Source organism: Spongiactinospora sp. 9N601, from assembly GCF_044326295.1.
GTDB lineage: Bacteria > Actinomycetota > Actinomycetes > Streptosporangiales > Streptosporangiaceae > Spongiactinospora > Spongiactinospora gelatinilytica.
Window position 1 is genome coordinate 115,759 of record NZ_JBIRBB010000011.1, and the last position, 23,484, is coordinate 139,242.

Sequence of the window (23,484 nt, forward strand, 5' to 3'; positions counted from 1 at the left end):
CGCGGCTGCGCGGGTCCGCCTTCGGCGACGGTACAGGAGGCGGTGCGGGGTCGGGCGTGGGGTCGGGCGCGGGCGGGGTACGGCCGGCCGGCCGGGTGCGCCGCACCAGCGGGGTGAACACGGTCACCAGCATGACGACGCGCATCGCCGCGGCGATGATGAGCAGCCCCATCTGCACATCCAGGGCCGGCATCACGGCGGCGGCGAGCGCCGGGCCGGCCAGAAAGCCGATCTCCTCGATGATGGGATCGGCCGCGTGCAGTGCTTGGACCCCGGCTTCGGTGCGGGCGGTGCGCCGCCAGGAAGATGCGCACCGCGCTGTCCAGCGCCGGCGCCGACAACGCCATGAAAGGCGCCAGCACGCCGATCACGGCACTGCTGATGTGCGGGTTGCCTGCGCTGAGGGCCAGACCGGCGGTGGCGATCGTGGAGGGCCACGCACCGCAGCGGCAGTGCCCTGCCGCTGCCGAACCTGTCCAGGATCCGCGCGCGGAAAAGGGGCATTGCCGGCCAGCGCGGTGACCAGCACGGCCCGCAGGAGCGCGGCCTGGCCGTATCCGCGGGTGGCGGCCACCGTGATCAGGAACGCGATCGGGAAGGCCGCACCGCACAGGCGGCCGAGGACGAGGCAGGTGAGCAGGACCAGCGCCGCCGGTCGGCGCAGGGCGGCGTCTCCAGACATGACGGTGCCTGTCCTGCGCCGGCCTGTTCTGCGCCGGCCTGCAGCGAGTCCCGGTGCAGCAGCACGATCCGGGCCGGCGGCGCCCCCCGCGTAATCGGAGTGACCCGGTGCGGGCGCACGGCCAGGCTCATCCCCGGCCCGCCGGCGCCGGCATCGACCTGCCGGGCCGACAACACCCCGTGGGGATCTCGAGCCCGCTCGGCGCATCCAGCCCCATCACCAACAAGAACATGCCGTCGGGGATGCGGGCCGCCCAGCCCAGCCGTCCCCCTCGGTGCAGCGCCCCGAGCCTCGGTTTGCTTGCCGACGATCAAGCCCTCACCGTACGAGGCCGGACTGGTAGGCGATGACGACGAGTTGCGCACGGTCCCGGGCACCGAGTTTCACCATGGCCCGGCCCACGTGGGTTCGGACGGTAGCGGGACTGACCACCAAATGGGCGGCGATTTCATCGTTGGACAAGCCCTCGCTGACCAGCCCGACAATCTCGCGTTCCCGCTCGGTAAGCCCACTCAGCCGCCGGTGAGGGCCTACCGGGACGCGGCGGGCGAACTCGCCTATCACCCGCCGCGTCACCGAGGGCGACAGCAGGGAGCCGCCCTCGGCCACCACGCGAATCGCTCGCAAGACTTCGTCCGGCTCGGCGTCTTTGACCAGGAAGCTGCTGGCTCCGTCGCGCAGCGCGGTGAAGATGTACTCGTCGATCTGGAACGTGGTGAGCATGATCACACGCGTCGTGGTCAGCACAGGGTCGGCGACAATGTCCCGGAGCGCCGCCAAGCCATCGATGCCGGGCATTTGAATATCCATGAGCACCACGTCGGGACGGAGCCGCCTGGCAAGTTCGAGAGTCTCCTTCCCGTCGGTGGCCTCCCCTACCACCTCTAGATCATCCTCGGTCTCGATCAGCACACGCAGGCCGATCCGGATCAGCGCCTGATCATCGGCGATCAGCACGCGGATCAACGCTTCGTGCCCTTCGGCTCTCGATCTCCGTGCTTTTCCGGCTGGGACGACTACCCCGCCCACGAGGAACCGCCGGAAGGCCCCTGACCCCCGGCCTCGCCTTGGGGCTTCCTGACTTCTCTGGTCATCTTGGGTTCTTGGCCTCTTCCCGCAGGTCAAAGCTCGATGATCTTGTCAGTCACGTCAGGCATGTTGACCGGCCTTGACGGCATGGTGCGGCAAGGGCTTGCCGATGGAGGGCGTGACCGGATGCTGAACTCCTCATGAACACTTCGCCTGTCTCGGTGGCTATATCAGGAGATAGTGAGAATTGGGGCGTGGCCGTCTTACAGCGCCTGGCGGAGCTGGTCGAGTCTCTCGGAGGAGTCAATCAAGTCCTCTTCGGGATCGCCCTCCTGCTCGTCGCGCCTTTCGTCGATCGACTGGTGGTGCGGCGCAAGCGCATCAGCTTCCGCGTGCTGTACAACTCCAAGATCGGCCTGGGACCCGAGAGCTACGAGCCCGCCGAGACCGACCCGCCGCAACTGCGACGCCTGACCACGCTGCTGGAGCGGATGAGCATCGTGGTCATCCGGATCCGCAACAGCGGCAGCTACGACATCGACGCAGGCGACTTCGACCGCGAGCTGTCCTTCACCTTCGGCGACCGGGTGGTGTGGAACGCCCGCGTGTCGGAGGCCAGCACCGATTCGTTGCGCACCCAGCTGCGCAACGGGCTGCGCTTCTTCACCACCGGCAGGCAGCCCTCGCCCGACAGCCTGCAGACGGTGCGCGGACGGCTCGGGGAGCGGATGGCGCGCTGGCTGCTCGGCGGCCAGACCCAGCACGACACCGCCGAGCCGACCTGGCACGGCGTCCGGATGGGGGAGATGGCACTCAAGCGGGGCGAGCACGCCAAGCTCGTCGTGGTGTTGCGCGAGACGGGCCCGGTCGGCGGCGAGATCACCAAGATCGTCAAGCACGCCGGCAGGCTCAAGGACACCGGCATGATCAAGGACGAGGGCCACACGCGACGAATCACGCTGCCGCGGGTCAGCGGCGCGCTGGTCATCGTGCTCAGCGTCCTGCTGGTGCTCAGCCAGCTCGCCGAACCCCCGGACCGTACGGTGGCCTGCGCGTCGGGGACACTGATCGTCGAGGGGTCGAGCGTGTTCATGAAGGTCATCGAGTCGGCCGGCGACGCATACACCAGGATCTGCGGCGATGCGAAGATCGAGACCAACGCGAACGGCTCGCTCGCCGGCGTCCGCAAGGCCGCCCAATCCAGGAACGGCAACCTTCTGGCGCTGTCGGACGGCCACAGGGGCGGATACGACCATCTGCACATGCAGAAGCTGGCGATCGTCGTCTTCTACGTGGTGGTCCACCGCAGCGCGGGCGTCACCTCGCTGAGCCTTCAGCAGCTGAGCAGGATCAACAGCGGCGAGTTGAACGACTGGCAGCAGATCCGTGGCGGCGAATCGCTGCCGATCAGGATCGTCAGCCGCGACGCCCAGTCCGGGACCCGGAAACTCTACGAAGAACGCGTGCTGGGCGGCACCGGCGAGACCCAGGTGACCTCCACCGACTGCCTGACCAACGACCGCGACCGCGCCGCGCGGGTCATCCGCTGCGAGCGCAGTGACAACGACGAGGCAATCCAGCAGATCAGCACCACTACCGGGACGATCGGCTACTCCGACGCCCAGTCACTGGCCAAGGCCCGCCGCGAGGGCCACGTCACCGCGCTCACCCTGGACGGCCGCGCCTTCGACGCCGCCACCGCCGTCGAGTCCGGCTATCCCTTCTGGACCGTTGAGTATGTCTACACCAGGGCCGAACCGGCGTCCGGCTCCCTGGCCGCAAACTTCCTGGCCTTCCTGCGAGAGCGCCGCCTGCGGGAGTCCGGCTTCCTCCCGTGCGACACCGTCGAAGCCCAGCCCCTGTGCGACCTGCGATGAGTCGTACAGCTCACGCTCAAGCAGCCGATCTGGAGGCGATCGCGGTCGCCGGAGCATGTGCTCCCCGGCCCCGCGCTTCCCGGTCGACTTGATCGACCGGGGCCAGAGGAGCGTTGATGACCCTGCCCGCGCGGATCCGTCCGCCGCGGGGTTCACATCAGCCTCTGTCTGATCGAGGAGGAGCGTTTATGGCATGGGTGGAAAAGCGCGGACCCTGACCCCCGGATCCGCTGGCGTGACACCGATGACGGCGTGCCGATCCCGGCCCATCCCCACCGGGGAGCAGGTGCTGCAGGTGGCCGGCCGGATCCGCGATGCCGGGCCATGGGGGGCAGTCCATGGCCGCCATGGTGTTCACCGCCGCCTTCACCGGGATGCGCTGGGGAGAACTGGCCGGGCTCGCCGCAGCAGACTGCCACTTGGACGACGGCTACCTGCGGATCGACGGGTCGAAAGGGGCGTTGCATGAAGTCGGCGGACGGGTATGGCGGGGACCGCCGAAAATCCGGGCTGCGGTCCGCAGGATCGATCTGCCGTCCTTCCTGGTCGATCTGCTCGCCGAGGCCGTCGATGTCAGCGGGAACGAGGAGCAGGTGGTGTTCTCCGCCCCGGAGGGTGGGGTGTTGCGCCGGTCCAACTTCGCCCGCCGGGTCTGGTGCCCGGCCTGTGGCGGACACCCGGCCGGTGCGACCGGCACCGGTATGCCGGCCTCCGGCGAACCGGCGGAAGAGGCGGTGCCGCCGGTCGTTGCCGGGGCGGTGTTTCATGGGCTGCGGCACCATCACAAGGCGGTGCTGGAGGAACTGGACGTCCCCGAAGTGCTCGTGTGTGAGCGGATGGGGCACCGGATGGGCGGTGTCCAGGGCCGGTACAGCCATGTGACCGAGCAGATGCGGCGGCGTTTGAACAGCGGGTTGCAACGCCGCTACGCCGGCCTGGCCAAGACCACCCGAGCGGGAGGAAGACGATGAGCTGGGGGTGGTCCCGATGCTGTCGGCCGGCAGGTGAACTCCGCCCGAGGCTGGGTGGTGGGGAGTGGTGAGCCCTGCCCATGGGCAGGGTCGGGTAGCGATCTTCGGGGAGCAGTGTGCTGCCGTTTTGCTCCCGTTCCCGTGATCAACGATCTTGGGGAACGGGAGCCCTGGGCCTGTGGCCAGGGGAAATGGTGGTGGGCGATACTGGGATTGAACCAGTGACCTCTACCGTGTCAAGGTAGCGCTCTCCCACTGAGCTAATCGCCCGAGGCCTTCGTCGTGTTCTTTTGAGGTGGAGACGGGATTTGAACCCGTGTACGCGGCTTTGCAGGCCGCTGCCTCGCCTCTCGGCCACTCCACCGAGCAGAGGCTCAGTAGTGACGGGACCTCTCCGAGCGGACGACGGGATTCGAACCCGCGACCCTCACCTTGGCAAGGTGATGCTCTACCAGCTGAGCCACGTCCGCAGTGCTGCCACCGTTTTCCGGCGACGAGAGAACTCTAGCGGGTTTTTCGCGCCGGTGCGTAACCGGGAAGGGGCCGGGACGGCCGTGCACCGCGTATGGGGTAGAAATGACGGGTGGAGGCGCTCCGAATCGGCCCGTTGCGGGTGTGGCCGCCCGTGGTGCTCGCGCCGATGGCGGGGATCACCAACGCGGCGTTCCGCACACTGTGCCGCGAGCAGGGGGGCGGGCTCTACGTCTCGGAGATGATCACCACGCGCGGGCTGGTGGAGCGCAACCGCAAGACCCTGGCGATGATCCGGTTCGAGCCGGGGGAGAGCCCGCGCAGCGTGCAGCTCTACGGCGTCGATCCCGAGGTGGTCGGGCGGGCCGCGCGGATGATCGCCGAGGAGGGCCTCGCCGACCACATCGACCTCAACTTCGGCTGCCCGGTGCCCAAGGTCACCAGGCGCGGCGGTGGGTCCGCGCTGCCGTACAAGCGCAACCTGCTGCGCGCGATCCTGCGCGCGGCGGTGGCCGGGGCCGGGCGGCTGCCGGTCACCATGAAGATGCGCAAGGGCATCGACGACGATCATCTGACCTACCTGGACGCCGGGCGCATCGCGGCCGGCGAGGGGGTGGCCGCGGTGGCCCTGCACGGGCGCACGGCGGTGCAGCACTACGGAGGCGTCGCCGACTGGACGGCCATCGCCCGCCTGAAGGAGGCGGTGCCCGAGATCCCGGTGCTCGGCAACGGCGACATCTGGAGCGCCGCCGACGCCGTGCGGATGATGGCCCGCACCGGCTGCGACGGCGTCGTGGTGGGGCGCGGCTGCCTGGGCCGTCCGTGGCTGTTCCGCGATCTCGCCGCGGCGCTGACCGGTGAGGGCGCGCACCGGCCCGTACGCCCGCCGCTGGGGGAGGTGGCCTCCGTCATGGCCCGGCACGCCGCGCTCCTGGTCGAGTGCTTCGGCAGCGAACCGCACGCGATCGCCGACTTCCGCAAGCACATCGGGTGGTACCTGAAGGGGTTCACCGTCGGCGCGGAGACGCGCCGGGCGCTGGCCACCACGGAGACCCTGGAGGGGTTGCGCGCCCACCTGGCGGAGCTGGACCCGGACCAGCCGTGGCCGGCCGAGGCGGAGGGGCCGCGCGGCAAGTCCAGCCCGCGCGAGCGTGTCCACCTGCCCGACGGCTGGCTCGACGACCCCTACGACGGCGTGGTGCCCGAGGGGGCCGAGCTGGAGACCTCCGGAGGCTGACCGGCGCCGAGCGGCCCGCTCAGGGGTGCAGCCACCGCAGGATCTGGGCCGACGGCTTGGGGAGGCTGAAGTAGGCGCTGTGGTGGACCGCGTCCTTGGGGACGAGGATGAGGGCGTCGCCGGTCGCCACGGTGCCGGAGGAACCCAGGTCGCGTACGCCCTCCGAGGGCACGATGAGGTCGTTGCCGCCGGAGAAGATCAGGTCGGCGGCGAGGTCCTGGAGCAGCATGGAGCTGCCGGAGGGCTCGAAGTCCGAGCCCAGGGCGTGGTAGGTGACCCCGGGCACCGGCCGCGCCGCGCCCAGCCCGCGCAGGTAGGCGCCGCCGGGGTCCATCGAGGTCAGCCCGGGCAACTCGGCCATGACCCCGGCCGCGGCAAGTTTGACCAGCTCCAGCACCAGGGTCAGGGCCTCGGTGGCCGGTGCGCCGCCGCCGAGTACGGCCAGCAGCGTGGTCATCCGGTCCAGCAGTTGGTCGCGGCGGTCGGCGTCGGCCAGCGTGGTGCCCGCGTTGGGCGTGCCGGCGAAGACCACCTTGCCGATCCGCAGCCGCCTGCGCCCGAGCCCGCCGGTGGCGGCGGCCTGGCGGACCAGCTCGCGGGCGACCAGGCCGCCCCTGGAGTGGGTGAGGACGTCGAAGCGCAGGTCGGAGCCGTCGGGGATCAGGCCGATCAGCCTGCGCACGTTCTCCGCCGGGTCGTGGATCAGCGTGTGGTGGTCGAAGGCGATCACCCGGCCCCCGTAGGCGCGGTGCAGCTCGGCGAACGTGCCGGCGGGCAGCCCGCCGAAGGCGGTGTGCGAGCGGCCGAAGGCGCCGTGCAGCATCAGCAGCGTGCGCCGCTCGCCGCCGCCGGTGACCAGGCCGGGCCACGCCGATCCGGGCAGGTCGTCGGCCACGTCGGTGCCATAGGAGGCGGGCAGGCAGGCCCGCAGCCGGTAGCGGTGGCGGCGCTCCTCTATCCGGGCGGCGAGCTGTTCGGCGACGTCGCCGCTCACCTCCTCGATGGCGAACCCGAAGACCTTGACCAGCAGCGTGCCCGTCCAGCCCCGGGCGGTGTTCCACGCCCGGCGCTCCACCGTGAACCGCCCGGCGCCCGAGCGCTCCATCGGGTGCCAGGTCAGCATGCCGTACCCGTCGTCGCCGACGGTGGCCGCCAGCGCGACCCGGAACTCGCCAGGCGGCGGCGCGGTGTCCTGTTCGATCAGCACATGGGGGCGGCCCGCCGTGCGGGCGGTGCTCCGCACCGTGAGCATGCGGTCCGTGCCGAGGTCGCGCAGCCCGGCCGCCTCGGCCGCGTCGGTGAGGGTCTTGGGGGCCCGCAGGTCGCGGGCCGCGGGGCGGGCTGCGGACGCCGGCGCCGGAAGCTCCTCGGCGCTGCCGGTCACGCCGACGCTCGTAAGACTCGACCGCTCTCCGATCCGGACGCTCTCACCTGCTCGGAAGTCCACCATGCGACCAAGCATCCATCGCCGGCCGGCCGCCGCGCATGAGCGAAACCCCTTGCCCGCCGGTTACATGCTGAAATGGACTGAATGGCCTCCAGCGGCCTTCCAGCGCCCTTCGAGCGGGCCGCTGACTCAGAGCCGGGTCAGCCCGGTGACGTGCAGAACCGCACGGCCTTCGGCGTCGGAGGCCGAGAGGTCGACCTGGGCGTCGATGCCCCAGTCGTGGTCGTCGGCGGGGTCGTGCACGGTCTGCCTGACCCTCCAGAACTCCTTCTCCTCGGTGATCCGGAGCAGCGCGGGGCCGCGGGCGTCGGCGTCGGTGCGGATCTCCTCGTGGTCGGCGAAGTAGGCGTCCAGCGCGGCGGTCCAGTCGACGTCGGGGGCCAGCTCGGCCAGCTCGTCCTCCTTCTCCAGCGCGGCCAGCTCGACCAGCCGGAACATCGCGTTGCGCACCAGCACCCGAAACGCCCGCGGGTTGCCGGTGACCGGGCGCGGCTTGGCCTCCAGCTCCTGGGCCGCGGTCAGCGCGGTCTGCGGGTTGGACAGCGCCTCCCACTCGTCCAGCAGGCTGGAGTCGACCTGCCTGACCAGCTCGCCGAGCCATTCGATGAGATCGACCAGGTCGTCGGTCTTCAGATGCTCGGGGATGGTCCGTGACAGCGTGCGGTAGGCGTCGGCCAGGTAGCGCAGTACCGTGCCCTCCGAGCGGGCCAGCTCATAGAACTGCACGTACTCGGTGAAGGTCATCGCCCGCTCGTACATGTCACGGATCACCGACTTGGGGCTGACCGTGTAGTCGCCCACCCAGGGGTGCCCGTGCCGGTAGGTCTCGTACGCGCCGAGCAGCAGGTCCGAGAGCGGCATCGGGTACATGACCTCGGTGAGCCGCTCCATCCGCTCCTCGTACTCGATCCCGTCGGCCTTCATCTGCGCCACCGCCTCCGCCCGCGCCTTGTTGAGCTGGGCGGACAGGATCTGGCGCGGGTCGTCCAGGATGGACTCGACGATGGAGACCATGTCCAGCGCGTACGCGGGCGACTCCCGGTCCAGCAGGTCGAAGGCGGCCAGCGCGAAGGTGGACAGCGCCTGGTTGAGCGCGAAGTCCTCCTGCAGCTCGATGGTGAGGCGGGCCCTGCGGCCCTGCTCGTCGGGCTCGGCGAGCTGTTCGACCACGCCGCCCGCCAGCAGCGACCGATAGATCGCGATGGCCTGGCTGATGTGCCGCCGCTGCCACTTGCGGTCCTCGTGGTTGTCGGTGAGCAGGTGCTTCATCGCCGCGAAGCAGTCGCCCGGCCGGTTGATGACCGCGAGCAGCATGGCGTTGCTGACCTTGAAGCGGGAGCCGAGCGGCTCCGGCTCGGCGGTCTGGAGCTTTTCGAAGGTCTCCTCGCTCCAGCCGACGAAGCCCTCCGGCGGCTTCTTCCTGGCGTAGCCGCGCCGCCGCTTCGGGTCATTACCGATCTTGGCCAGCGCCCGCTCGTTCTCGATGACGTGCTCGGGCGCCTGGCAGGCGACGTAGCCGATGGTGTCGAACCCGGCGCGCCCGGCCCGCCCGGCGATCTGGTGGAACTCGCGGGCGCGCAGCCGGCGCACCTTGTTGCCGTCGTACTTCGACAGCGCGGTGAACAGCACCGTGCGGATCGGGACGTTGACGCCGACCCCGAGGGTGTCGGTGCCGCAGATCACCTTCAGCAGCCCTGCCTGGGCCAGCCGTTCCACCAGCCTGCGGTACTTCGGCAGCATCCCCGCGTGGTGGACGCCGATCCCGTGCCGGACCAGCCGGGACAGCGCCTGGCCGAACTTGGTGGTGAAGCGGAACTTGCCGATCAGGGCGGCGATCGACTCCTTCTCCGCCTTGGTCGCCATGTTGATGCTCATCAGGGCCTGGGCCCGCTCCATCGCCGCGGCCTGGGTGAAGTGGACCACGTAGACGGGGGCCTGCCCGGTGGACAGCATCTCCTCCAGGGTCTCGTGCAGCGCGGTGAGCCGGTAGGAGTAGACCAGGGGGACCGGCCGCTCGGCGTTCTTGACGACCGCGGTCGGCCGCCCGGTGCGCCGGGCGAGGTCCTCCTCGAACATCCGTACGTCGCCGAGCGTCGCCGACATCAGCACGAACTGCACCTTGGGCAGTTCCAGCAGCGGCACCTGCCAGGCCCAGCCCCGGTCGGGCTCGGCGTAGAAGTGGAACTCGTCCATGACGACCTGGCCGATGTCGGCCGCCGCCCCGTCGCGCAGCGCCACGTTGGCCAGGATCTCGGCGGTGCAGCAGATGATCGGCGCGCCCGCGTTGACGCTGGCGTCGCCGGTCATCATCCCGACGTTGTCGGTGCCGAACACCTCGCACAGGTCGAAGAACTTCTCCGAGACCAGCGCCTTGATCGGCGCGGTGTAGAAGGTCCGTTGGTCGCGGGTCAGCGCGGCGAAGTGCGCGCCCGCCGCCACCAGGCTCTTTCCCGAGCCGGTCGGCGTGGACAGGATGAGGTTGCTCCCGGAGACCACCTCGATCAGGGCCTCCTCCTGGTGGGGGTAGAGCGTGAGCCCCCGCCCGGCGTTCCATTCCGCGAACGCGTCGTAGATCGCGTCCGGTTCGGCGTCGATGTCGTCAGGGAGGTAATCGATGAGGCTCACGCCTCCCATACTGCCGAAGCCCGCGCACTGTTCGGACCACTCCGGCAAGCCCGGGTTGTCAGGAATCGGCGGAAGGCACGGTGAGCAGCAGCCCGCCGACGATCGCGAGGACCGCGAGCACCGGCGCGAGGCCCGTGGCGAAACCGCGCACGGTGAGGGTCAGCAGGCCCGCCCCGACCAGCCCGGCCGAGATGAGCGTGCCCGTCCAGCCCGCCTTCCCGTAGGGCAGGGCGGGCACCCGCTCGAAGCGGGCGAAGCACCGCAGCAGGCCGTACAGGACCATGCCGAGCAGCCCCAGCCACAGCGGCCACCCGGCGAGCCAGGCGGCGCCGCCCGGCGCCGGGGTCCCGACGCCCGCCCCGACCACGACCACGCCGGTGACGATGACGAGCGCGGGCATGTGCCACAGGTAGATGGTCATCATCCGCGGCGAGGCCCAGCCGAGCACCCGCCGCCAGGGCAGCCGCACGATCCACGGTCGCAGCAGGTTCACCAGGCCGACCTGCCCCGCCGCCACGGCGAGCAGGGCCAGGCTGGGCGGCGCCATGTTGGACATCCCGGCCCCGGGCATCCCGATCATGCTGCCCGGGTAGGGGCCGTAGGCGACCAGCAGGGCCGCCGCGCCGAAGCCGCCCACGGCCAGGAGCGCGGGCCGGGTGAGCCGGCCGGCGGCGTACATCACGCCGGCCTGGTGGACGGCCAGCCACACGAAGACGATGTTGGGGTAGCCCAGCCACTCCTGGCCGGAGGCGAACCTGACGGCGTCGGTCGCCGCCGCCGCGGCCGTGAGCGCGGCGGGCACGAGCCAGCCGTACCGCTCGTGGGCCCTGACCATCAGCGGCGTCACCACCACCGCGATCACGTACACGGCCAGGAACCACAGCAACTGCCCGACCAGCCTGGCCCCCAGCTCGACCGGCTGGACGGGCACGCCCATGCTGAGCAGCACGTGCGGCAGCGGTATCCACACCGCGGCCAGCGCCAGGACCGGCCAGGCCAGCCGCCGCAGCCGGATGGCCGGCCAGGCCGCGGGCCCGCCGGTGAACCGGCCGAAGCTGATCGAGTTGGCCGCCCCGCCCGCGAAGAAGACCAGCGGCATGACCTGGATGATCCAGGTCAGCACCCATACCCCCGGGGCGGAGAGCGCGTTGCCCGCGGTGATCCGCGTGCCGTCGTAGGACAGCAGCGGCATGCTCCAGTGTTCCAGCACCACGACCGAGATCCCGAAGACGCGCAGCGCGTCGATGAACACGTCCCGGTGCTCCGCGGCGGGCCTCGCCGCGGGGCGGCGCGCCGGCGCGGGGGAGCGGACTGAGGTTTCCGGGCGGTCCAGGAGGATGGTCATGTGATGCTCGATTCGTCCACGAGACGGGTGGGAGAGTGAATCGAGCCTCTCGCCTGGAGGGGTTCGGGCGCAGTGATGCCATCTGCCCACTTTTGGTTGCCGCCGCACCACCGACCGGGGTAGGGCTAGCCCCACCCCGGAACTGAAGTCGGCGGGATCGATGTCACGCCGCGAGACTCGTAGCGTTATGGGCATGCGCTCCCTCATCAAGCAGATCGGCGTGGACACCAGGTACCTGCTGATCGGGTTCCCGGTCGCCATCGTCGGCTTCTGCCTCCTGGTCGCCGGCTTCGCCGCCGGTGTGGGCACCGCGATCATCTGGATCGGGCTGCCCATCCTCAGCGGCACCCTGCTGATCGCCCGCGGGGTCGCCGACATCGAGCGGCACTGGCTGCCCGACGTGCTCGGCCGGCCGCTGGCCCGTCCCCGCTACTCCCGCCCCCCACAGACCGCGGGCCCCCTCCGCCGCATTGTCAACCCGATCACCAGCGGGCAGTCCTGGCTCGACCTGGTCTTCGGGATCGTGGTCTTCCCGTTCGCCATCCTCGGCTTCGTGGCCACCCTGGTCTGGTGGTGCGTCGCCGTCGTGGGGCTGACCTACCCGATCTACGGGTGGATCCTGTTCAACATCCCCGGCAACAACGGCCTGGCCCACATGCTCGACCTTCCCGACATCTACCTCGTGGACGCCGGGCTCAACTTCGCCATCGGCGCGGCCGCCGCCATCACCATGCCCTTCGCGCTGCGCCTGGTGGCGCTGCTGCGCGGCGGGCTCGGCAGGGTCCTGCTGACCGGTGTGGCCGAGCTTCAGGAGCGCATCGACGACCTCGCGCAGGGCCGCGCCGCCGCGGTGTCGGCCGAGGCCACCGCGCTGCGCCGGCTGGAGCGCGACATCCACGACGGCCCGCAGCAGCGGCTGGTGCACCTGGCGATGGAGCTGTCCCGCGCGCAGCGGCAGATGGCCAAGGACCCGAACGCCGCGCAGACCACGCTGTCGGACGCGATCGTGGCCACCCGGGAGACCCTTGACGAGCTGCGCGCCCTGTCCAGGGGCATCGCCCCGCCGATCCTCTCCGACCGCGGGCTCGCCCCGGCCCTGGCGGCGCTGGCCGGCCGCTGCACGATCCCGGTGGAGATCGACGTGCAGACCACCGAGCGCTACCCCGCGGCGCTGGAGAACGCCATCTACTTCGTGGTCGCCGAGAGCCTGACCAACGTGGCCAAGCACAGCCGCGCCTCACTGTGCACGGTCACCCTGGTCCGTACCGGCGACGTGCTGCTGCTCACGATCGGGGATGATGGTGTCGGCGGCGCGCACGTCGCCAAGGGACACGGCCTGGCCGGTCTGGCAGACCGGCTGCGGGCGGTCGACGGCGATCTCGCCGTCGAGTCGCCGTCCGGAGGGCCGACGCTCATCGTCGCGGAGGTGCCGTGCGGGTAGTTGTGGCCGATGACGCCGTCTTGATCAGGGAGGGCCTGATCAGGTTGCTGGAGGAGTTCGGCTGCGAGGTCGTCAAGGCGGTGAGCGACGGGGAGAGCCTGGTCAAGGCCATCGTCGAGCACCGCCCCGACGTTTCCGTGGTCGATGTCCGGATGCCGCCGAGCTTCAGCGACGAAGGACTGCGGGCCGCGGTGGAGGCGCGTCGCCAGGTGCCGGGCGCACCGGTGCTGATCCTTTCCCAGTACGTGGAGGTGTCGTATGCCGACGACCTTCTCGCCGACGCGCGCGGCGCGGTCGGCTACCTGCTCAAGGACCGCGTCATCGACGTCGACGAGTTCCTCGCCGGCCTGCGCAGGGTGGCCGGGGGCGGCACGGTCTTCGACCCCGAGGTGGTGGCGCAACTGATGGTGCGACGGCGCCGGGACGACCCGCTGGCCCAGCTCACCCCGCGCGAACGCGAGGTGCTGAGCCTGATGGCGGAGGGCAGGTCCAATCCCGCCATCGGCCGGCAGCTCGTGATCACCGACAGCGCGGTGGAAAAGCACATCCGCAGCATCTTCGCCAAGCTCGGCCTGCACACCGAGGACACCGACCAGCATCGCAGGGTGCTGGCCGTGCTCACCTACCTGCGGTCCTGAGACGGCTCGCGGCGCGCGGGGAGCGCGCCCGGCGCGAGACGATCAGGACAGCGCGTCGACCAGCTTGCGGCGCTGCTGGGCGCCGAGGCCGCCGATCCGCCGGTTGGGATCGACGCCGGCCTGCTCCATCAGGGCGTTCGCCTTGGCCGGGCCCACGCCCTTGACCGCGCGCAGCGCCTGGGAGACCTTCGTCTTCTTGGTGATCTCGTCCTCGCGGTCCAGCAGGTCCGCGAACGACATTTCGCCTTTCTTGATCTTGGCCAGGAGGGCGGCGCGCGCGGCGCGGGCCTCGGCCGCCTTCTCCAGCGCCGCCTGGCGCTGCGCGGGGGTGAGTACGGGAAGGGCCATGGGTGATTCTCCTCCTCGGCGTCCTGGATCGCGTCTGTGTTACCCGTGATGCCGTTTCTAATCGTGGCGGACACGAGTTTTCCGCCTCCAGGCCCGCAAGGGAAGGGGTTTGCCGCCTCTCGGGCCGCTGGGACGGCCTTCAGCGGCGGTCCGGCGCGCTCATGAGGTCTCCCACAGCGCGACGGCCGCCTCGGCGCAGGCCACGTCCTGCTCGATGGTGCCGCCGCTGACCCCGACGCCGCCGATCACCCGGTCGCCCTCGCCGTGCTCGTCCCACAGCGGGACGCCGCCGCCGAAGCAGACGAATCCGCCGCCCGCCGCCAGGCCGTACAGCTCGCCGCCCGGCTGCACCAGGGGGGCGAGGTCGGCCGTGGCGATGCGATGGGCCACGGCCGTGTACGCCTTGCCGGGGGCGAGCGCCGGTCCGGCGATCTCCGCGCCGTCCATGCGCTGGAAGGCCAGCAGGTGCCCGCCCGCGTCCACCACGGCCACCGACACCACCGCCCCGGAACGGGCGGCCTCCTTGATCGCCGCTTCGCACATTCGCAGCGCAAGCTCCAGGTTCACGTTCGCGCGCCCTCCGCCCACCACACCCGCACGTCCGGCCGATTCGTTCGTACCTCGCCCGCCATCCCACCGCAAGATCGGACCGGGTGGGGAACCATGCCGTAGCTGATAGAAGAAGGGCATGCGGATTCACGATCTGTCCGCCGGAGACGGCGTGCTCTCCCGGGTCGCGGAGGTCGCCCGTGCGGCGCTCGGCCGCTACCGGCTGTCCCCCGCGGCGACCGCCGAGCTCATCAACGTGTCGGAGAACGCGACCTTCCGGGTGCTGGACCCGGAAAGCGGCGAGCGCGCGATCCTGCGGGTACACCGGCTCGGCTACCACTCGCGGGCGGCGATCGAGTCCGAGCTGGACTGGCTGTCGGCGCTGCGCCGCGACGAGGGGGTCACCACGCCGCGGGTGCTGCCCGCCGCCGACGGCGGCCGAACCGTCATCGTGCCCGACCCGTACGGCGGGCCCGCGCGCACCTGCGTGCTGTTCGAGTTCCTGCCCGGCGCCGAGCCCGGCGAGGAACGGCTGGCCGCCGACTTCGAGCGGCTGGGCGAGGTCACCGCGCGGATGCACCGGCACGCCAGGCGCTGGCGCGCCCCGGCCGGGTTCACCCGCTTCCACTGGGACCACGACGCGGCGCTGGGCCGCGAGGCGCGCTGGGGCCGCTGGCAGGACGGCGCCGGGGTGCATGGGGAGGCGCGCGCCGTGCTGGGCCGGCTGGACGCGGCGCTGCGGGCGCGGCTGGCCCGCGCCGGCACCGGCCCCGACCGGTACGGGCTGATCCACGCCGACCTGCGCCTGGCGAACCTGCTGGTGGCGGGGGACGCCCCGCCCAGCGTGATCGACTTCGACGACTGCGGCTACGGCTGGTACCTGTACGACCTCGCGGCGGCGCTCAGCTTCATCGAGCACCACCCGCTGGTGCCCGAGCTGATCGACGCCTGGGCACGGGGGTATCGGACGGTGGCCCCCCTTCCGGACGCCGGAGCGGCGGACATCTGGACGTTCATCATGTTCCGCCGGCTGATGCTCGTCGCCTGGATCGGCTCGCACCCGGCCGCGGGGGCGGCGCGCGAGCTGGGCGCCGGGTACACCGAGCAGAGCTGCGCGCTGGCCGAGCGCTACCTGGCGGGCGAGTTCGCCGTCACCCAAGCCGTCACCCAAGCCGTCACCAGAGCCGTCACCAGAGCCGTCGGCACGGCCGTCACCAGGGAGATCGGATGATCAGCGTTTTCGGCAGCGCCAACATGGACCTGGTGGCCTACGTCGCGAAGGCCCCCGGCCTCGGCGAGACCGTCACCGGGCGGGCCTTTCGCACGGTCCCCGGCGGCAAGGGGGCCAACCAGGCCGTGGCCGCCGCGCGGGCCGGGGGCCGGGTGGTGTTCGTCGGCGCGGTGGGCGACGACGCGTTCGGGCCCGAGCTGCGCGGCGCGCTCGCAGGCGCGGGGGTCGATGTCACCCACCTGCGCACCGTGCCCGGCCCCTCGGGCATCGCGCACATCGTGGTGGAGGACTCCGGCGCCAACTCGATCATCGTCGTGCCGGGCGCCAACGGCACGCTCACCGGGCCGGGGGAGGCGGGCGCGGCGGCCATCGCCGCCGCCGGGGCCCTGCTCATGCAGCTCGAACTCCCGATGGAGGCGGTCATCGCCGCGGCCCGGTGCGCGGACACCCCGGTCATCCTCACCCCGGCCCCCGCCGTGCCGCTGCCCGCCGAACTGCTCGACGCCGTGGACCTGATCGTGCCCAACGAGCACGAGGCCGCGGCCATCACCGGGCACGACGACCCCCGGCGCGCGCTGTCCGCGCTGCTGGAACGCGTTCCGGAGGCGGTGGTCACGCTGGGCGCGCGCGGCGTACTGTACGGCGGGCGCGAGACCACCCCCGGCGGCCCCGTCCACGTGCCCGCCTTCCCGGTGACCGCCGTGGACACCACGGCGGCGGGCGACACCTTCGTCGGCGCGCTCGCGGTGGCCCGGTCCGAGGGCGGCGAGCCCGCCGCCGCGCTGCGGTTCGCCTCGGCCGCCGCCGCGCTGTCGGTGCAGCGCGAGGGGGCCACCACCTCGATGCCGCACCGCGCGGCGATCGACGCCTTCCTCACGTAACGGGAAGCGGGGCCGGAAACGGCAAAGGGCCGGGGAGACGCGCTCCCCGGCCCCGCCGTACGGCCTTAGCCCAGGCCGCTCTTCATCGCGTTGATCAACTCACCGTTGGTGGTGTCTCCACTGAGTTCCCAGAAGAAGGCGCCACCGTAGCCCCTGCTCTTCGACCAGCCCATCTTGCTGACGATGGTGGCCGGGGTGTCGTAGCTCCACCACTGGTTACCGCAGAAGGCGTACGCGGTTCCGGCGACGGTGCCGTTGGACGGGCAGCGGGTCTTGAGGACCTTGTAGTCCTCGATGCCCTGCTCGTAGGTGCCCGGCGCGGGACCAGTGGCGGTGCCGCCCGGCTCCTTCTGCGTGACGCCGGCCCAGCCGCGGCCGTAGAAGCCGATGCCGGTGAGCAGCTTGCTCGCCGGGATGCCCTTGCCGATCAGGTGCGACATCGCCTGCTCGGTGTGGTAGCCCTTGATCGGGATGTCCGGGTAGTCGGTCAGCGGCGAGTGCGGGGCGGTCGGGCCCTTCGCCTCCCAGGCGCCGAAGAAGTCGTAGGTCATCACGTTGTACCAGTCGACGTACTGCGCCGCGCCGGCGTAGTCGGCCGCGTCCATCTTGCCGCCCTCGGTGCCGTCGGCGGTGATGGCCGCGGTGACCAGGTTGTCCGGGCCGAACCTGGCGCGCACCGCCTGCATCAGGTTCTTGAACGCCGCCGGGCCGCTGGTGTCACAGGTGAGACCACAGGCGTTCGGGTACTCCCAGTCGAGGTCGATGCCATCGAAGACGTCGGCCCAGCGCGGGTCCTCGACCAGCTTGTAGCAGGAGTCGGCGAACGCGGTCGGGTTGGCCGCCGCCTGGCCGAAGCCACCGGACCAGGTCCAGCCGCCGAAGGAGAACAGCACCTTCAGCTTGGGGTACTTGGCCTTGAGCTTGCGGAGCTGGTTGAAGTTGCCGCGCAGCGCTCCGGCGTCCCAGGTGTCGGACTGGCCGTCCACGCTCTCGCCCGCGCCGTAGAAGCGGTCGTAGTCGGCGTAGGAGTCGCCGATGGTGCACCGGCCGCCCTGGACGTTGCCGAACGCGTAGTTGATGTGGGTCAGCTTGGCCGCCGAGCCGCTGGTGTCGATGTTCTTGACGTGGTAGCCGCGCTGGTAGATGCCCCACTGCACGAAGTAGCCGAGCAGCTTGTTGCCGCCGCCGGTGTCACCGCCGGTGGTCTTGGCGGTCACCGCGTTGCTGGAGCCGGAGCGGTTGCCCGCCGCGTCCCTGGCCTTGATCGTGTAGGTGTAGGACGTGTTGGCGGTGAGGCCGGTGTCGGTGTAGCCGGTCGCGGAGCCGTTGGTGGTGTTCACCAGCGTGTCGCCGCGGAAGATCTCGTAGCCGGTGACGGCCCGGTTGTCGGTGGCGGCGTTCCAGGCCAGCGTGATGGTGCTGCCGCTGGCGCCGGTGCTGCGCAGGTTGCCGGGCGTGGTGGGCGGCTCGGTGTCATCGCCGCTGCCGCCGCCGGTGGTCTTGGCGGACACCGCGTTGCTGGCGCCCGAGCGGTTGCCCGCGGCGTCCTTGGCCTTGACCGTGTAGGTGTAGCTGGTGTCGGCGGTCAGGCCGGTGTCGGTGTAGCTGGTCGCGGTCGCGTTGGTGGTGGTGACCAGCGTGTCGCCGCGGTAGACCTCGTAGCCGGTGACGGCTCTGTTGTCGGTGGCGGCGTTCCAGGCGAGGGAGATCGTGGTGTCCGTCGCGCCGGTGCTGCGCAGGCTCGCGGGCACGCTGGGGGCCTGGGTGTCCTCACCGCCGCCCGACGACGCCTTCCAGAGGGCCGGTACGTTGGTGGGCTCCCAGCCGGGCAGGGAGGTGTGCGCCTGGCGGCACTCGTAGTCGACACCGTTGTAGGTGACGACGGTGCCTGCGGTGTAAGCGGTGTAGGGCGCCCAAGCCTGAGCCGCCTGCGCGCGAAGCGCGACCGGCGCGGCCGACGCGCCGGGCGCTACCGCGAACGCCGTACCCAGCGGGATCACCACCGCGACCGCCGCTGCCGCGAGGCGGGTGTAAATCCTAGAGTTCATTGTGTGCTGCTCCACGTCCGAAGTGCGGTGTGGCGAGTTCTGATGTGGTGAGCGGCGTTGCTCACGCATGGCCCCCTGCGGATCGTCGTCGGGTCGGTACGGGCGGTGATCGCGGCACAGGTCACTCCAAGCCGTCCGGTAGTCCGGCTAATTGTTAGTAAGGTTTCTTAAAAGTTTGGTGTGAAGGTAGCCCGGGATGCTGGCCCGCGTCAATGACATGGCCGCAACGGAGGGCGCGACCGCAGGCCCCGGGGGCGCGCGGAGGGCGGTGGTCCGGGATAATCGGCGAGGTGGCGAGTCCCGATCGCGAAACGGTGATGATGTCGAAAGAGCACTCCCCGGCGTGCTGCGCACCCTCCCGGGGCGAGACGACGGCCGCGCCCGCGCCGCTCGCCGAGCCCGCTGCGCGCCCCTCCGCCGCTCCGGCGGTGACCGGGGGAATGGTCCTGCTGCCCGGCGGACCGTTCCTGATGGGCGGCGCGGACGGCGAAGGGTTTCCCGCCGACGGGGAGGGGCCGGTGCGCGAGGTGCGCCTGCGGCCGTTCCGGATCGACGTCCACGCGGTCAGCAACGCGCGGTTCGCGGAGTTCGCCGCCGGCACCGGCCATGTCACCGAGGCCGAGCGGTACGGCTGGTCGCACGTTTTCGCCGGGTTCCTGCCCGGCGCGCTGCGCCGCGACTCGCCCCGGGTGGCCGAGACCCCCTGGTGGTGCGCGGTGCGCGGGGCCGACTGGCGGCACCCGGAGGGCCCCGGCTCGACCGTGGAGGAGCGGTGGGACCACCCCGTGGTCCACGTCTCATGGAACGACGCCGCCGCCTACGCCCGCTGGGCCGGGCTGCGGCTGCCCACCGAGGCCGAATGGGAGTACGCCGCCCGCGGCGGGCTCTCCCGGCGGCGCTACCCGTGGGGTGACGAGCTGACCCCCGGCGGACGGCACATGTGCAACATCTGGCAGGGCGCGTTCCCCACCAAGAACACCGCCGAGGACGGCCACCGCGGCACCGCCCCCGTCGGCTCCTTCCCGCCCAACGGCTACGGCCTGCACAACGTCTCCGGCAACGTCTGGGAGTGGTGCGCCGACCGCTTCAGCGCGACCTTCCACATCGACGGCCCCCGCGACGACCCGGCGGGCCCGCCGGACGGCCCGGCCCGGGTGTTGCGCGGGGGCTCCTACCTGTGCCACGACTCCTACTGCACCCGCTACCGGGTGGCCGCCCGGATGGGCAACACCGGCGACTCCTCCTCGGGCCACACCGGCTTCCGCTGCGCCGCCGACGCCTGACCCTCCGGGCGGGCTCAGCGGCTGGGCACCACCACCGCGTCGGCGTTGCCCGGCGCGTAGACGGTGATGCCCCGGGGCAGCGACTTGAGCCTGTCGATGTCCGCGCACGCCGGGCACTTGTCGTAGCCCTCCTGACGTGCCCGGTTGGCCTCGGACTCCGCCTCGGCCTGCGCGACCTTCGCCCTGGCCTCCGACACCAGGGCCGCCGCGGCGAGCGAGCGGTCCACGGCCTTCTGCACCTCGGCGGGGAGCGTGACCTTGACCAGGTTGAAACGGACGCCGGTGATGAAGTCGCCGCCGAGCATGGCCGGCAGGTCGCGGGCCAGGGTGGCGTTGACGCCGTTCTGTACCTTGACCACGTTGGTCACGGTGTCGCGGACCTCCAGCCCCGCCTTGGCGCCGGTCTCCTGGACGAGCCCGCACGAGGCGACCAGCTCGGCGCACCGGTGCGCGCCCACCTGCACCCGCATCGCGTTGTCGATCACCGGCCGGACCGCCTGGCCGAAGAAGGCCGCCCAGCCCTCGTCGCCCTCCCAGGCGTGCCGGGCGGCGTCGTCCTGGCCGCGGAAGGTGCGCGTGCCGTACCGGTCGTCGAAGCGCCGCAGCGATTCGTGGTCGAGGTTGAGGGTGAAGTAGAGGGTGCCCTCGATGCCGAGGTTCACGCCGTCGCTGCTCGGCGTGGTCACCACGTCCACCCCGAGCGCGGTCGCCCGCTTGGGGTCGGAGGTGATGGTGTAGAAGCGCTGCTGGGCGGGGTAGGTGTGCACGCTGGACCACATCCCGGCCCAGGTGAGCCCGGACCCGGGGTCGATGATCTGGCGTATCGCGTTGTCGTCGAACGGCCCGCCGTCCCGTACGACCGCGACCTCTCCGGCCGCGGTGCGCTCCAGGCCGCCGACCAGGCCGATCAGCGTGGGCAGCCCCACCACGGCCGCGATCACCCCGGCGATGACTCCGATCCTGTATGACATGGCGTTGCCTCCGTGAGGGGGAGAAGCATCCCCCTTACGGTAAGAATTGTTGAACGATTCGACAAGTGAATTAGCCGACAATCTCGGGCGGGATGAGCCGCCCGAAGGGGTGACGCGGATCGTCCGAGGGGATAATGCCAGGTCAGAAGTGGTGTGCTTGTCTGGCTACGCGGTAATTAAGCAGGTTATGAGCGATGTGTGGCGCCGGACTCCCATCACCGCCGGCGGCGGCGTAGGCACGGCCGCCGAGCATCCCGGCATGCGCGATCCGCGTTACCTCGCGCGCCGCAGATCCCTGGCCGCGCCGGCGCGGGGTCATCGGGTGGGCGACCCGTCGCCCCAGGTGCGCTACACCGAGGAGGAGCAGGCGACCTGGCGCGAGGTCCACCGGGCCCTGGCCGAATCCCAGCGCGCGCACGCCTGCCGTGCCGCGCTGGACGGGAGAGAGGCCGCCGCGATCCCCGCCGACCACATCCCGCAGCACGCGGAGATCGGCGCGCGGCTGCGGCGGCTGACCGGTTTCGACTACACGCTGGCCGGGGGCGCGGTGGCCAGCCGGCGCTTCCTCTGCTCGATGGCGCGCGGCTACTTCCACGCCGTGCAGTTCATCCGCCACCCCGCCGTACCGATGTACTCCCCCGAGCCCGACGTCGTACACGACGTCTTCGGGCACGGGGCGCACCTCGCGCTGCCCGAGTTCGCCGCGATCTACCGGCTGGTCGGCGAGGCGGCGGCCCGTCTGGAGACGGAGGAGGCGCTGCAGATCGTCACCGACATCTACTGGTTCACCCTGGAGTACGGCGTCGTGGACGAGGGCGGGGTGCCCAAGGCGTACGGGGCCGCGCTGTTGTCGTCCTATGGCGAGCTGGGCAGGCTGGGCGGCTGCCGGCTCGCGGACCTGGACGTGCCCGGCATGCTGGCCACGCCGTACGAGATCTCCGGCTACCAGCCGGTGTTGTTCCGTGCCCGGTCACTGGGTCACGTCGCCGACACGCTCGCCGGTTTCCTGGGCCGGCTGGACGACGGCGACGCCCCGGAGCTGCGCCGGGCGGCCGTGGCCGGCCGGCGCGCCGGACGAGGCCGGTCCTGAGAGTCGCGTGGCCGGGCGGGAGCGCCTTCGCGCTCGGAAGGGCCCCGCCCGGGGAGCACTCAGGTCGCCGCCGACGACTCCTGCCTGGCATGGTCGTCCACGACCCGGATGGTGCCGCTGGGGCACCGGTCGGCCGCCTGCCTGGCCGCCCGCTCCTGGGCGGGCGTGGCGGGCTGGGCGAGGAGCACCACGGTGCCCTCGTCCTCGTCCTGGTCGAAGAGGTCTGAAGCGGTCAGCGCGCACATACCTGCGCCGATGCATCGCTCCACGTCGAGTTCGATTCTCATCGGTGCTCCTTGTTCAGGCGTTCACTCTCCAGCATGTCAGGCCGGAGGCGCGCCCCGCGCAAGTCCCCGCAAGTTCGCGGCACGTATCCCGGTACGTCCGGTGCGTCTACCCTTGACCACGTGACCGTGCTGATCGACCCGCCCATGTGGCCGGGGCCGCGCGGGCTGCTCTGGTCGCATCTGGTCAGTGACACCTCGCTGGAGGAACTGCACGCCTTCGCGGTACGGCTGGACGTGCCGCCGCGCGCCTTCGACCGCGACCACTACGACGTGCCGGAGACCGTCCACGCCCGCGCCGTGGCCCTTGGGGCCGAGGCGGTGACCTCGCGGGAGCTGCTGCGAAGGCTCATCGCCTCCGGGCTGCGGCGGCGGCGGGTCCGCCGGTGAGCCGGTCCAGCTCGGCGGCCAGGTTGGCGCGGGCCGCCGCCTCCCACAGGTCGTGTCCCAGCGGGGTCCGGTAGAGCCGGGGCGCGGCGAGCAGGCGGCGCAGGATCTCCGCCCGCCCGGCGCGGAACGCCGGGTCCGGCACATGCCGGTACTCCTCCCGCACCGCGCGGGCGTAGGCGTCGTAGCCGGGTCCGGCCAGGACCGCCAGGTCGGCGTCGCACAGCACGGCCCCGTCGGCGTCGCCGTCCGCGGGGTCGTGCGTCGCGGTCAGGCGTACCAGCCGGGCGGTGCGGGCGATCCGCGCGGCGGGCACCCCGCAGCGCGGCAGCAGCCGCAGCGCGAGCTGTGCGCTGCGTTCCTCGTCACGTCCCGCCCGGCCCTCGTAGACGGCGTCGTGGAACCAGGCGGCCAGCCGTACCGCGACGGGGTCGGCCGCGTGCCGTTCCAGCCGGCCGGTGGCGGCGAGCACCGCGCGGAGGTGGCCGAGGGTGTGGTAGCGGCGGTGCGGCTCGGCCCAGCGGGCGGCCAGCTCGGCGGCGACCGCGAGGGACGCGGGGGAGTCACCGGCGAGCGCTTTCCAGGCGGTGGTGAGTTCGGCGCGTTCGTCGCTTTCGTCCACGAGGGCAGCATGACATGGCCGGTCTGC

Annotated in this window: 20 protein-coding genes and 3 tRNA genes; 10 read left to right on the forward strand and 13 right to left on the reverse strand. The window is 71.5% G+C overall.

From position 1 onward, the window contains the following. Positions 1–1,000 precede the first annotated feature (1,000 nt). Positions 1,001–1,648, reverse strand: coding sequence for a response regulator (locus ACH34R_RS26255; protein WP_397564183.1), 648 nt, complete (start codon positions 1,646–1,648; stop codon positions 1,001–1,003). Between the two features lie 317 nt (positions 1,649–1,965). Here ACH34R_RS26255 and ACH34R_RS26260 point away from each other — a divergent pair, with 317 nt between their 5' ends. Together ACH34R_RS26260 and ACH34R_RS26265 are read left to right on the forward strand one after the other, a co-directional pair. Further along, the gene (locus ACH34R_RS26260; RefSeq protein WP_397564184.1) at positions 1,966–3,588 is read left to right on the forward strand and encodes a substrate-binding domain-containing protein; all 1,623 of its coding nucleotides are present in this window, start codon (positions 1,966–1,968) and stop codon (positions 3,586–3,588) included. 347 nt (positions 3,589–3,935) lie between these two features. Then, positions 3,936–4,559 (forward strand): hypothetical protein, encoded by a 624-nt coding sequence (locus tag ACH34R_RS26265; protein WP_397564185.1) that lies wholly within the window; start codon positions 3,936–3,938, stop codon positions 4,557–4,559. A 195-nt stretch (positions 4,560–4,754) separates the two neighbouring features. On the opposite strand, the gene ACH34R_RS26270 is transcribed toward ACH34R_RS26265, so the two are convergent. The 3 genes from ACH34R_RS26270 to ACH34R_RS26280 form a co-directional block, all read right to left on the reverse strand. Further along, positions 4,755–4,829: transfer RNA gene (locus ACH34R_RS26270), tRNA-Val, on the reverse strand. Positions 4,830–4,852: 23 nt separating this feature from the next. Further along, positions 4,853–4,923, reverse strand: a tRNA-Cys gene (locus ACH34R_RS26275). 33 nt (positions 4,924–4,956) lie between these two features. Further along, positions 4,957–5,029 (reverse strand) — tRNA-Gly (locus ACH34R_RS26280). Positions 5,030–5,142: 113 nt separating this feature from the next. Between ACH34R_RS26280 and dusB the strand changes: the two genes are divergently transcribed. Then, positions 5,143–6,267 (forward strand): tRNA dihydrouridine synthase DusB, encoded by a 1,125-nt coding sequence (gene dusB / locus ACH34R_RS26285; protein ID WP_397564186.1) that lies wholly within the window; start codon positions 5,143–5,145, stop codon positions 6,265–6,267. A gap of 19 nt (positions 6,268–6,286) precedes the next feature. Here dusB and ACH34R_RS26290 read toward each other — a convergent pair whose 3' ends face one another. The 3 genes from ACH34R_RS26290 to ACH34R_RS26300 all read right to left on the reverse strand — a co-directional run bounded on the left by ACH34R_RS26290 (position 6,287) and on the right by ACH34R_RS26300 (position 11,684). After that, on the reverse strand, positions 6,287–7,717 hold the full coding sequence (locus ACH34R_RS26290; protein ID WP_397564187.1) for an esterase/lipase family protein: 1,431 nt from the start codon (positions 7,715–7,717) through the stop codon (positions 6,287–6,289). Positions 7,718–7,843: 126 nt separating this feature from the next. Next, positions 7,844–10,348 carry a DEAD/DEAH box helicase gene (locus ACH34R_RS26295; protein WP_397564188.1) on the reverse strand — a complete coding sequence of 835 codons (2,505 nt, stop codon included), beginning with the start codon at positions 10,346–10,348 and terminating at the stop codon, positions 7,844–7,846. Between the two features lie 49 nt (positions 10,349–10,397). Further along, positions 10,398–11,684, reverse strand: coding sequence for an acyltransferase (locus ACH34R_RS26300; protein ID WP_397564189.1), 1,287 nt, complete (start codon positions 11,682–11,684; stop codon positions 10,398–10,400). A gap of 193 nt (positions 11,685–11,877) precedes the next feature. Between ACH34R_RS26300 and ACH34R_RS26305 the strand changes: the two genes are divergently transcribed. Then, positions 11,878–13,125: a sensor histidine kinase gene (locus ACH34R_RS26305; RefSeq protein WP_397564190.1), complete on the forward strand. Its 1,248-nt coding sequence runs from the start codon at positions 11,878–11,880 to the stop codon at positions 13,123–13,125. Beyond that, on the forward strand, positions 13,116–13,763 hold the full coding sequence (locus tag ACH34R_RS26310) for a response regulator (RefSeq protein WP_397564191.1): 648 nt from the start codon (positions 13,116–13,118) through the stop codon (positions 13,761–13,763). The genes ACH34R_RS26305 and ACH34R_RS26310 overlap by 10 nt, the downstream gene beginning before the upstream one ends. Positions 13,764–13,805: 42 nt before the next feature. On the opposite strand, the gene mihF is transcribed toward ACH34R_RS26310, so the two are convergent. Together mihF and ACH34R_RS26320 are read right to left on the reverse strand one after the other, a co-directional pair. Further along, the gene (gene mihF / locus ACH34R_RS26315) at positions 13,806–14,111 is read right to left on the reverse strand and encodes an integration host factor, actinobacterial type (RefSeq protein ID WP_397564192.1); all 306 of its coding nucleotides are present in this window, start codon (positions 14,109–14,111) and stop codon (positions 13,806–13,808) included. Between the two features lie 159 nt (positions 14,112–14,270). Next, entirely contained in the window at positions 14,271–14,678 is a 408-nt protein-coding gene (locus tag ACH34R_RS26320) for a heme-binding protein (RefSeq protein WP_111169795.1), read from the reverse strand. 121 nt (positions 14,679–14,799) lie between these two features. Here ACH34R_RS26320 and ACH34R_RS26325 point away from each other — a divergent pair, with 121 nt between their 5' ends. Together ACH34R_RS26325 and ACH34R_RS26330 are read left to right on the forward strand one after the other, a co-directional pair. Then, positions 14,800–15,891, forward strand: coding sequence for a phosphotransferase enzyme family protein (locus tag ACH34R_RS26325; RefSeq protein ID WP_397564193.1), 1,092 nt, complete (start codon positions 14,800–14,802; stop codon positions 15,889–15,891). Continuing rightward, positions 15,888–16,772 (forward strand): ribokinase, encoded by an 885-nt coding sequence (locus tag ACH34R_RS26330; RefSeq protein ID WP_397564194.1) that lies wholly within the window; start codon positions 15,888–15,890, stop codon positions 16,770–16,772. The genes ACH34R_RS26325 and ACH34R_RS26330 overlap by 4 nt, the downstream gene beginning before the upstream one ends. A gap of 65 nt (positions 16,773–16,837) precedes the next feature. On the opposite strand, the gene ACH34R_RS26335 is transcribed toward ACH34R_RS26330, so the two are convergent. Continuing rightward, the gene (locus tag ACH34R_RS26335) at positions 16,838–18,820 is read right to left on the reverse strand and encodes a glycosyl hydrolase family 18 protein (protein ID WP_397564195.1); all 1,983 of its coding nucleotides are present in this window, start codon (positions 18,818–18,820) and stop codon (positions 16,838–16,840) included. A 440-nt stretch (positions 18,821–19,260) separates the two neighbouring features. Between ACH34R_RS26335 and ACH34R_RS26340 the strand changes: the two genes are divergently transcribed. Then, the gene (locus ACH34R_RS26340; RefSeq protein ID WP_397564346.1) at positions 19,261–20,103 is read left to right on the forward strand and encodes a formylglycine-generating enzyme family protein; all 843 of its coding nucleotides are present in this window, start codon (positions 19,261–19,263) and stop codon (positions 20,101–20,103) included. 14 nt (positions 20,104–20,117) lie between these two features. Here the strand turns inward: ACH34R_RS26340 and ACH34R_RS26345 are convergent, their stop codons facing one another. After that, entirely contained in the window at positions 20,118–21,074 is a 957-nt protein-coding gene (locus ACH34R_RS26345) for an SPFH domain-containing protein (RefSeq protein WP_397564196.1), read from the reverse strand. A gap of 187 nt (positions 21,075–21,261) precedes the next feature. On the opposite strand from ACH34R_RS26345, the gene ACH34R_RS26350 reads away from it, so the two are divergent. Continuing rightward, entirely contained in the window at positions 21,262–22,164 is a 903-nt protein-coding gene (locus ACH34R_RS26350) for a phenylalanine 4-monooxygenase (RefSeq protein ID WP_397564197.1), read from the forward strand. A gap of 59 nt (positions 22,165–22,223) precedes the next feature. Here ACH34R_RS26350 and ACH34R_RS26355 read toward each other — a convergent pair whose 3' ends face one another. Further along, positions 22,224–22,451: a ferredoxin gene (locus tag ACH34R_RS26355; protein ID WP_397564198.1), complete on the reverse strand. Its 228-nt coding sequence runs from the start codon at positions 22,449–22,451 to the stop codon at positions 22,224–22,226. A gap of 120 nt (positions 22,452–22,571) precedes the next feature. On the opposite strand from ACH34R_RS26355, the gene ACH34R_RS26360 reads away from it, so the two are divergent. Beyond that, positions 22,572–22,838, forward strand: a complete 267-nt coding sequence (locus tag ACH34R_RS26360; protein WP_397564199.1) for a DUF4031 domain-containing protein — start codon at positions 22,572–22,574, stop codon at positions 22,836–22,838. Here ACH34R_RS26360 and ACH34R_RS26365 read toward each other — a convergent pair. Further along, positions 22,798–23,457, reverse strand: coding sequence for a metal-dependent phosphohydrolase (locus ACH34R_RS26365; protein ID WP_397564200.1), 660 nt, complete (start codon positions 23,455–23,457; stop codon positions 22,798–22,800). The two genes, ACH34R_RS26360 and ACH34R_RS26365, sit on opposite strands and share 41 nt — an antisense overlap. Between the last annotated feature and the right edge of the window lie 27 nt (positions 23,458–23,484).

Bases quoted from the DNA above. Each gene is read 5' to 3' on its own strand.
- ACH34R_RS26345 (WP_397564196.1), bottom strand. From the start codon at position 21,074: ATGTCATACAGGATCGGAGTCATCGCCGGGGTGATCGCGGCCGTGGTG.
- ACH34R_RS26290 (WP_397564187.1), bottom strand. From the start codon at position 7,717: ATGGTGGACTTCCGAGCAGGTGAGAGCGTCCGGATCGGAGAGCGGTCG.
- ACH34R_RS26340 (WP_397564346.1), top strand. From the start codon at position 19,261: ATGGTCCTGCTGCCCGGCGGACCGTTCCTGATGGGCGGCGCGGACGGC.
- ACH34R_RS26305 (WP_397564190.1), top strand. From the start codon at position 11,878: ATGCGCTCCCTCATCAAGCAGATCGGCGTGGACACCAGGTACCTGCTG.
- ACH34R_RS26295 (WP_397564188.1), bottom strand. From the start codon at position 10,348: ATGGGAGGCGTGAGCCTCATCGATTACCTCCCTGACGACATCGACGCC.
- ACH34R_RS26355 (WP_397564198.1), bottom strand. From the start codon at position 22,451: ATGAGAATCGAACTCGACGTGGAGCGATGCATCGGCGCAGGTATGTGC.
- ACH34R_RS26325 (WP_397564193.1), top strand. From the start codon at position 14,800: ATGCGGATTCACGATCTGTCCGCCGGAGACGGCGTGCTCTCCCGGGTC.
- mihF (WP_397564192.1), bottom strand. From the start codon at position 14,111: ATGGCCCTTCCCGTACTCACCCCCGCGCAGCGCCAGGCGGCGCTGGAG.
- ACH34R_RS26265 (WP_397564185.1), top strand. From the start codon at position 3,936: ATGGTGTTCACCGCCGCCTTCACCGGGATGCGCTGGGGAGAACTGGCC.
- ACH34R_RS26330 (WP_397564194.1), top strand. From the start codon at position 15,888: ATGATCAGCGTTTTCGGCAGCGCCAACATGGACCTGGTGGCCTACGTC.
- ACH34R_RS26350 (WP_397564197.1), top strand. From the start codon at position 21,262: ATGAGCGATGTGTGGCGCCGGACTCCCATCACCGCCGGCGGCGGCGTA.
- ACH34R_RS26335 (WP_397564195.1), bottom strand. From the start codon at position 18,820: ATGAACTCTAGGATTTACACCCGCCTCGCGGCAGCGGCGGTCGCGGTG.
- ACH34R_RS26300 (WP_397564189.1), bottom strand. From the start codon at position 11,684: ATGACCATCCTCCTGGACCGCCCGGAAACCTCAGTCCGCTCCCCCGCG.